The organism is Spirosoma spitsbergense DSM 19989, assembly GCF_000374085.1.
In the GTDB taxonomy this organism is placed as follows: domain Bacteria; phylum Bacteroidota; class Bacteroidia; order Cytophagales; family Spirosomataceae; genus Spirosoma; species Spirosoma spitsbergense.
In genome coordinates this window covers 55649-64997 of record NZ_KB893552.1, presented here as the reverse complement: position 1 = coordinate 64997, position 9349 = coordinate 55649, and the positions used below count along the sequence as shown (strand labels likewise).

At 51.2% G+C, this 9349-nt stretch carries 5 protein-coding genes and 1 pseudogene; 4 read left to right on the top strand and 2 right to left on the bottom strand.

The genetic code is table 11. From position 1 onward, the window contains the following. Nucleotides 1-209 (bottom strand): annotated as a pseudogene (locus B157_RS39395) (IS4 family transposase); the annotation flags it as partial. Between the two features lie 136 nt (nucleotides 210-345). Here B157_RS39395 and B157_RS0118185 point away from each other — a divergent pair. Beyond that, entirely contained in the window at nucleotides 346-720 is a 375-nt protein-coding gene (locus tag B157_RS0118185; protein WP_020604740.1) for a hypothetical protein, read from the top strand. A gap of 90 nt (nucleotides 721-810) precedes the next feature. Here B157_RS0118185 and B157_RS0118180 read toward each other — a convergent pair whose 3' ends face one another. Beyond that, nucleotides 811-3102, bottom strand: coding sequence for a GH92 family glycosyl hydrolase (locus B157_RS0118180; RefSeq protein ID WP_020604739.1), 2292 nt, complete (start codon nucleotides 3100-3102; stop codon nucleotides 811-813). A gap of 384 nt (nucleotides 3103-3486) precedes the next feature. On the opposite strand from B157_RS0118180, the gene B157_RS0118175 reads away from it, so the two are divergent. From B157_RS0118175 to B157_RS0118165, 3 genes are all read left to right on the top strand, one after another. Then, on the top strand, nucleotides 3487-4626 hold the full coding sequence (locus B157_RS0118175; RefSeq protein WP_020604738.1) for an efflux RND transporter periplasmic adaptor subunit: 1140 nt from the start codon (nucleotides 3487-3489) through the stop codon (nucleotides 4624-4626). Between the two features lie 40 nt (nucleotides 4627-4666). After that, nucleotides 4667-7891 carry an efflux RND transporter permease subunit gene (locus tag B157_RS0118170; protein WP_020604737.1) on the top strand — a complete coding sequence of 1075 codons (3225 nt, stop codon included), beginning with the start codon at nucleotides 4667-4669 and terminating at the stop codon, nucleotides 7889-7891. Then, complete coding sequence (locus tag B157_RS0118165; RefSeq protein ID WP_020604736.1) at nucleotides 7860-9320, top strand: TolC family protein; 1461 nt, start codon at nucleotides 7860-7862, stop codon at nucleotides 9318-9320. The genes B157_RS0118170 and B157_RS0118165 overlap by 32 nt, the downstream gene beginning before the upstream one ends. Nucleotides 9321-9349 lie beyond the last annotated feature (29 nt).

Below are 9349 nucleotides of genomic sequence, written 5' to 3'. Positions count from 1 at the left end.
ACTTCCCGGAAAAAATCCTGTATGCGATTTTCATTGGAGGCTAACTTGACTTTGTCGTTCAGATGTTGTGCAATCTCACAAAATTGTGTATTTCTGCTTTTTATGAGCCCAATAATAAACTGAGCGACGAACTTTTTACGGGCTAAATTGGCTACAATTGGTGCTTTATGCAGGAGTGTTGTAATTTGGTCAATGAAGTTCTGCTTCATGGGAAAGGGGGATATTTGGAGCTTGAGAACTACAAAAATCCAACTTTCCCTTTTTCATCCCAATTTTAGCAGGGTACAGTAGTATGTGTGCTTTTAGTTAATTCTTTTTTGTAAGCTCCCAAAAACACTTAATACTATGAAAACTGACCAGGAAAAAGACGTATTGCTAATTCAAACAAATCGTTTCATCAAAGAGTGGGATGATAACCTGGCTCTTGAGCGCGAAACTCGAAACGAATTGGGACGAAAACACCGGTATGAACACCAGTGCCTACCATCGGGAGAGGTTGATTCCGGCGAGCGGTTGTTGTTGATTGCTACCCATTTACAGGAGATTGAGGACCTGAAGAAACAACACGCTAAAATGCGAAAGGCAATAGAAAAACGCCAGACCAAGGAAACTGCGATGCTGACAGATCGGTTTAACCGTATTATTCAGTATCGGGTAATTCAGGTAAACAGACTTTCTTCCGTAAACCGCAGCGTGTACTCCGTTGTGGTTCATGCCTGATGCTGATTTGATGCGTAAATAGCCCATCAGAGCAATTATAACGTACTGTAGCCCCGTAAGGTCTCGAAGACCTTACGGGGCTACAGTACGTTAATTCGTCTTTTCGGACGAAAATGAATAGGGGTAATCCGCTGGTTTAGTACCCCGCTGTTTATTCGGTTTAGCCGACATATCAATGTCAATAGTGGCTCCCTGCTGCAGGGTTTCGTGACTGAGCCAGTTCTTCCCGTATGCTTTTCCGTTGAGCCGCATTGCGTCGATGTAGCGGTTTTGACCACTGTTAGCTGGGGCATTGATAATGATCTTTTTGCCATTTTCCAGCGTTGCCGTTACCTTTTTGAACAGTGGTGCGCCCAGTACATACTGATCCGTAGCCGGACAAACCGGATAAAAGCCCATTGCCGTAAATACGTACCAGGCTGAGGTTTGTCCGTTATCTTCATCACCACAGTAGCCGTCGGGCGTTGGCAGATACAACCGGTCCATTACCTCCCGGAGCCAGTACTGGGCCTTCCATGGCTCACCGGCGTAGTTGTACAGATAAATCATGTGCTGAATCGGCTGGTTGCCATGTGCGTACTGACCCATGTTGGCAATCTGCATTTCCCGGATTTCGTGGATAACGCTCCCATAATAACGGGCGTCAAAAACGGGCGGCATAGTAAACACTGAATCCAGCTTAGCCACGAACGCCTGTCTGCCCCCCATCAGGTCGACCAGCCCCTGCACATCATGAAACACCGACCAGGTATAATGCCAGCTATTGCCTTCGGTAAACGCATCGCCCCATTTAAAGGGGTTGAACGGTGACTGGAACAACCCGTTTTTGTTTTTGCCGCGCATAAGCCCCGTCTGTTTGTCGAATAGATTGCGATAGTTCTGGGAGCGTTTGGCAAACCGGTCAATCTCGGCCTGGGGGCGCTTGAGGGCTTTGGCCAGTTGGTAAATGGCAAAATCGTCGTAAGCGTATTCGAGCGTCCGGGCGGCATTTTCGTTGATGCCCACGTCATAAGGTACGTATCCCAGTTCGTTATAATACTTTACTCCCTTCCGGCCAACGGCATCCATCGGGCCCTCGTTTTCCGAATTCTTCAGAACGGCTTCGTACAGGGTGTTGATGTCGTAGTTGCGGCCCCCTTTGAGATAGGCATCGGCAATGACGGAGGCTGAATTAGATCCGACCATCACACTGCGTAAACCCGGACTGGCCCATTCCGGCAGCCAGCCGCCCTCCTTGTAGGCATTGGCCAGTCCCTCCTGCATCTGGGCATTGAGCGAGGGATACATCAGATTCAGAAACGGAAACATCGACCGGAAGGTATCCCAGAAGCCCGTATCAGTAAACATGTAGCCGGGCAGCACCTTGCCATTATAGGGGCTGTAATGGATTACTTTTTTATCGGCATCGAACTCGAAAAACTTACGCGGAAATAGCAGCGACCGATACAGACAGGAATAAAACGTACGCATCTGCGCCGGTGTTCCACCGGCTACTTTTATCCGGCTCAGTTCGTTATTCCAGGCGGTTTTGGCCTTATCTCTGACCGTTTCGAAGGTGTCTTTCCCAATCTCGTCCAGGTTTCGTTCGGCCTGTTCATAGCTAATAAACGAGGAGGCCACGCGGGCATTGACCGTTTCTCCTTTGGTTGTTCTGAATTGAACTGCCGCCCCAGCGTGGGCCGCCTGAAGCTCCAGCGTGTCGCTGGCCAGCGTTTTACCGTGCCAGGCCTGTGCAGTTGCAAACGGCTTGTCGAACTGAATGACGAAGTAGTTTTTAAAATTGTCCGGTACGCCCCCACTGTTGCGGGTGGTATAGCCAATGATTTTGCGCTCCTTCGGCATGATTTTTACGTACGACCCTTTGTCGAAGGCATCGATGACCACGTACGCACTGTCGGTTTTGGGGAAGGTAAACCGAAAACTGGCCGCCCGTTCGGTTGGGGCAATTTCGGTCGTGACGTTATGGTCGGCCAGATAAACGCTGTAATAATAGGGCTTCACCACTTCGGCCTTGTGCGAATACCAACTGGCGCGCTCCTCCTCGTCGATACGCAGTTTGCCGGTAACGGGCATGAGCGAAAACTGGCCGTAATCGTTCATCCAGGGCGATGGCTGATGGGTCTGTTTGAAGCCCCTGATTCTATCGGCACCGTACGTATAGGCCCAGCCGCTACCCATTTTGCCGGTTTGTGGCATCCAGAAGTTCATACCCCAGGGCAGGGCAATGGCCGGGTACGTATTACCGTTGGACAAGCTCGGTTTGGAATCGGTACCCACCAGCGGATTGACCAGTTCGACAGGATCGCTTGTGGTACCCACCACCTGAGCCATTCCATCGATAGCAAAGGCAAGCAGAGCAAGCAGGGCTAATTTATTTTTCATCTTCATTGATTATTCAGATACCCAGGCGCGGCTGGCCGACAGGAAAAACGTGTAGTAAAGGACAGACAAAAGTAGCGTAATACGGGGAAAAGTGACTGACTGCACAGGCAGGCTGCCGCCGGAAAAACAGAAATTCGTAAACACAGGGCACCTGTTATGGCCCTGTGTTCTGTATTATTCGTTGAGCGACTGGATGGCTGACTTTATCGATTAAAAGGCCCCTGTTCGCCTAATTCTAAGTAAATTCTAATATTTTTCTAAGCCACTTTATGCACTCATTCCCTTATTTGCCAAAGCATGTAAACAGGGCCCTGCTTTCTTAGTTACCTTGTAGTTGCCTGTATTAGCGAAAAAACTAAAAACTATCCTGATCAACGTACTTGTATGAATTATTATTTAGGCACTAGTGTGCTGCTTTTGAGCTTCCTGCTAACCAATTGCACCTCGAAAAGCGAGACAAAAAAACAGGCGGCCAATTTGCCATTTCCAGTTATTCAGCTCAGCCGTCAAAGTGCCACGCTCGACCGCGATTATGCAGGTAATCTTGAAGCGGTACAAAACGTGGAAGTACGCGCCCGGGTAGCTGGTTATCTGGACAAGATACTGGTTGATGAAGGAAAGGCCGTTCATAAAGGGCAGCTCCTTTTTCGGCTCAACCCGGCCGAATATCAGGTAGGCGTAGACAGGGCAAGAGCCAGCCTGGAGAGTGCTACGGCACAGTCCCGTTCAGCGTTTATAGAAATGGATCGGGTAAAACTACTGGTCGATAAGAATATTATTTCCGGCTCCGAACTGAAACTCGCCAAAGCAAAAATTGAGGTAGCCAAAGGAGCCATCGATCAGGCAAAGGCAGCCCTGTCCAATGCCCGGCGAATGGTATCGCTCACCGATATCAGAGCACCGTTCGATGGTGTCATCAATCGGATACCCTATAAGCAGGGCAGTTTGATCGAAGAGGGGTCTTTACTTACTACTGTTACAGACATCCGGCAGATATACGCCTATTTCAACGTATCCGAAAAAGAGTATCTGGCCTACGTCAAAAAAAGACTCAACTCTGAAAAAACGATAGCCCGCGAGGTAGAACTGCTCCTGGCCGATGATACGGTTTATCCGTACAAAGGGAAAATAGAGACCACCGAAACCATTTTTGAAGGTAACTCCGGGACTATTGCTTTCCGGGCACGCTTTCCCAATCCCAACCAGTTGCTCCGCCACGGGGCCACCGGTAAAGTTCGCCTGAGTACCGACGTAACCAACGCGATACTGGTGCCGCAAAAATCGGTGTTCGACGTACAGGACAAAAGTTTCGTTTATATCGTCGATGCCAAAAACAAGGTTACAACCCGGAATTTTGTGCCTCAGAGCCGAGTCGACCAATTTTACATTGTTCAGTCGGGCCTCAAGTCGGGCGACCGGATTGTGTATGAGGGAGTCCAGAGCATAAAAGACGGTATGACCATCATCCCAAAGACGATGCCTGCCGATAGCCTCCTGGCTATGTATGCAACTGCCCGCCAGTGATTAGTGAATACCGCCTTCCAACGTCAGAAAAACAGTTATTATGTTTGATACATTCATCAAGAGACCCTTACTATCAACGGTAATTTCGGTGCTGATTGTCTTGATGGGCCTGCTGGCCTTGCTGGGACTTCCCGTAACCCAGTTTCCTGAAATCGTACCGCCTTCCGTTACCGTAACAACGCAATATACCGGTGCCAACGCCGAGGTGTGCGCCAAGGCCGTAGCTACCCCACTCGAACGGGCAATCAACGGGGTGCCGAATATGACGTATATGACCTCCATTTCCAGTAATGACGGGTCGACGCTGATTCAGGTGTTTTTTGAAGTAGGCACCGATCCCGAATTAGCCGCCGTAAACGTACAGAACCGCGTAACATCGGTGGTGGATGAGTTGCCCGAAGAAGTAATCAAAGCCGGGGTGATCACCGAAAAAGAGGTGAACAGTATGTTGCTGTACATTAACGTGACCAGCGACGACCCGACGGTGGATGAGAAGTTCATTTACAATTTTGCCGACATTAACATCCTGGCCGAACTCAAGCGGATTGATGGGGTAGGACTGGCCATGATCATGGGATCCCGGGATTACTCGATGCGCGTATGGCTCAAACCCGACCGCATGACGGTGTACGAAATATCGCCGGATGAAGTCATTGCCGGGATTCGGAAGCAGAACGTAGAAGCGGCTCCCGGAAAGGCGGGAGAAAGTGCCAACCGCGATCCGCAGGTGTTGCAGTATGTATTGAAGTACACCGGTAAGTTTAATACACCGGAGCAGTACGAAAACATTGTGCTGCGGGTCAACGACGACGGTTCACTACTGCGGCTGAAAGATATTGCCAGTGTAGAGTTCGGCTCGCTGGATTACGGCGTACTGTCCAAAACGGATGGACGCCCCTCGGCGGCTATTATGCTCAAACAGCGTCCCGGTTCCAACGCCAGCGAGGTTATTGCCAACGTGAAAGCGCGGATGGCTGAGCTAAAGGAAACCTCGTTTCCGTCGAGTATCACCTACAACTACGCCTACGACGTATCCCGGTTTCTGGACGCGTCGATTCATGAAGTAATCAAAACGCTGATTGAAGCCTTCATCCTGGTGTTTATCATCGTGTTCCTGTTTTTGCAGGACTGGCGTTCCACGCTTATCTGCGCGCTGGCCGTGCCGGTAGCGCTGATCGGTACGTTTGCGTTTATGAGCATGATTGACTTCTCCATCAATCTGTTAACCCTCTTTGCGTTGGTACTGGCCATCGGTATTGTGGTCGATAACGCGATTGTTGTGGTGGAAGCTGTCCATGCTAAAATGGAAGAGGAACATCTATCGCCCCGGGTCGCTACGTTTGCGGCTATGAGTGATATTGCCGGTGCCATTGTGGCCATTACGCTGGTAATGTCGGCGGTGTTTATTCCGGTGGCCTTCATGACGGGGCCGGTGGGTATTTTCTACCGGCAGTTTTCGCTCACGCTGGCTATATCCATCGTTATTTCGGGTATCAATGCCGTGACCCTGACCCCGGCGCTTTGTGCCATTCTGCTCCGGCCGATGCATGAAGGCAAGAAGACTGGATTAATGGATCGCTTCTTTGCTGCCTTCAACCGGGGATACGATTCGCTGGCGGGTAAGTACCAGGGGTTATTGCGCCGGGTGCTGAATCGCAGCGTAGTTACCTGGGGGTTGTTGCTGCTGTTTGTCGTAGCTACCTGGGGAGTCAGTTCCATTCTGCCAGCGGGTTTCATTCCAACAGAAGACCAGGGAATGATTTATGTCAACGTTACCACGCCCGTAGGCGCCACCGTGGACCGGACCCAGAAGGTAATGGACGAGATTGAGGAAATAGCCTCGAAGCTGCCATCGGTCGAGAATATTTCGACGCTGGCCGGTTTTAGCCTGATGACCGATGGGGCCGGGGCTTCGTATGGGATGGGGATGATTAACCTGACACCCTGGGAGGAGCGGACTGTAACCATGCGGGAGTTGATTGCCCAGCTGGAAGAAAAAACCAAAACCGTAACGGATGCCAGCATTCAGTTTTTTCCACCACCCACCGTGCCGGGTTTCGGTAACTCCAGCGGGTTTGAACTCCGCCTGCTGGACCGGGGCCGCTCCGGCGACCTGCTGAAAACAGCCGACGTAGCCGCAAAGTTTATCGATGCCCTGAAAGAACGCCCCGAAATTGGGGATGCCTTTACCAGTTTCGACCCCAGTTTCCCGCAGTACCTGTTGCACGTCGATCAGGAGAAAGCGGCTCAGAAGGGAGTATCCATTGAGAATGCCATGAGTGCGCTGCAAACGCTGATGGGTAGTTTTTATGCATCTAATTTCATCCGTTTCGGGCAGTTGTACAAAGTAATGGTACAGGCCGAACCGAGTTACCGGAAGAAACCCGAAGACGTACTGGCCATGCGCGTCAAGAATGACGAAGGAGAAATGGTGCCGTACTCCAACTTTATTACGATGGAGCGGGTGTACGGCCCGGAGCAGCTAACGCGCTACAACATGTACACCTCGGCCATGATTAATGGCGATGCTGCCCCCGGCTATAGTAGCGGGGATGCCATTACGGCCATTAAGGAAGTAGCCGCCAAGGAGTTGCCCAAAGGGTTCACCTACGAATGGTCGGGTATGACGCGGGAGGAGATTAAATCCGGTGACCAGGCCCTGTACATCTTTGCCATCTGTCTGTTATTCGTGTACCTGCTGCTGGTGGCGCAGTATGAAAGCATATTCTTNCCCTTACCCGTTATTCTATCCTTACCCGCCGGTATTTTTGGGTCGTTTGCCTTCCTGCAACTGGCTGGTTTGCAGAATAATATTTATGCTCAGGTGGCCCTGGTTATGCTCATTGGGTTGCTGGGCAAGAACGCCATTCTCATTGTGGAGTTTGCCAACCAGCGACAAAAAGCAGGGGTACCCATTGTGAAAGCCGCGATGGAAGGAGCCGTTTCCCGTCTCCGCCCTATTTTAATGACTTCGTTTGCGTTCATTGCGGGCCTTATTCCGCTCTGTATAGCATCGGGTGCCGGTGCGATCGGTAACCGGTCTATTGGTACCGCAGCCGCCGGGGGTATGTTTACCGGTACTATTTTTGGACTGGTGCTGGTACCCGGCCTGTATGTAGCCTTTGCCAAACTGGCCGAACGGCTTAAATCCGGTAAATCATCCCGCAAGGATGACCACTCCAAGCCTGCCCACGAAGACGAGTCTGTTTTAGAAATTAGCCAATCCCACCCCAATGGTGCAGTCATTCAAGAACAAATTGATTAAAATACAGTATTATCTTCCCCTTTTTCTGTTGTTTGCCGTGGGTGGTTGTCAGATGATCTACCAGCCTCTGCAACAGCCATCTGCCCGGCCAACGCCCGTTTTCTTTGTTGGTAGTGACGATTCGACCAGTATCGGTACCGAAAACTGGCATACCTTTTTCAATGATCCGTATCTGATTCACCTCATCGATACGACGCTGGCTGGCAATCTGGATTTACGGATAGCTACGCAACGGATCGAGGTGGCGCGGGCGGGTTACAACTACAGTCAGGGTTTTCTGATGCCGCAGGTCGATCTGGCGGCTTCGGCGGGTGTTGACCGGTTTGGGAAGTACACCATGAGTGGGGTGGGTAATTACGACACGAACTTATCCGATAATGTATCGGGTAATCAACTGGCTCCTAATCCCACGCCCGATTTTTTTCTGGGTGCCCGCAGTACCTGGGAGGTTGACCTCTGGGGAAAACTGCGCAACCGCCGGAAAGCCGCTTACATCCGGTTCCTGGCTTCGCAGGAAGGCCGTAATCTGGTGATTACCTCTTTAGTGGCTGAAGTTGCCCGGTACTACTACGCGCTGCTGGCCCTGGACGGTGAGCAGGAGATTATCCAGAAAAATATCGATCTTCAGCAAAATGCGGTCGAACTGGTGAAGGTGCAGAAACTGGCGGGGCGGGTAACGGAACTGGCTGTGCAGCAGTTTACGGCCCAGTTGCTCAACACCCGAAGTCGGCAGCGTCGGATTCTGCAGCAAATTATCGAGACAGAAAACCAGTTGAATCGGCTGATGGGCCGCTTTCCGCAACCCATCGAACGGGGTAAATCGCTCCAGGAGTGGGAGTTGCCCGGTCAGGTGCTGGTGGGGTTACCCACCCAGATGCTTACCCGCCGACCCGATATCCGGCAGGCTGAACTGGAATTACAAGCCGCCAATATCGACATCGATGTAGCTCGTGCGTCGTTCCTGCCTTCGCTCAATTTGTCGGCCTACGTAGGAGTGAATTCGTTCCGGCCTGAAACGCTGCTTAATCCAGCGTCCATTGCGGCTGGTTTGCTGGGCGGCCTGACTGCCCCTGTGTTCAACCGCCGGTTTCTGAAAGCCAATTACGGGCAGTCGGTTGCCCAAAGCCGGGAAACTTTTTACCGCTATCGGCAGACCGTGCTGACGGGCTTCAGCGAGGTGGTTACCAATTTGCGGGGTGTTGAGAACTATCGGGCCGTAGCTGATTTGCAGAGCCAGGAAGTCGACGTATTACGTAAGGCTGTGGCTACATCCAATGACCTGTTTGCGGGAGGGTATGCTTCTTACCTGGAAGTGATTACGGCACAGCGCAGCGTACTGGAAGCGGAACTGGCACTGATCACTACCAAGCAGGCTCAGTTTCTGGCGCTAACGGAACTGTATCGTTCGCTGGGTGGTGGCTGGGAGTAATACTAACTCAGCGTTGAAAGGACGTAAGA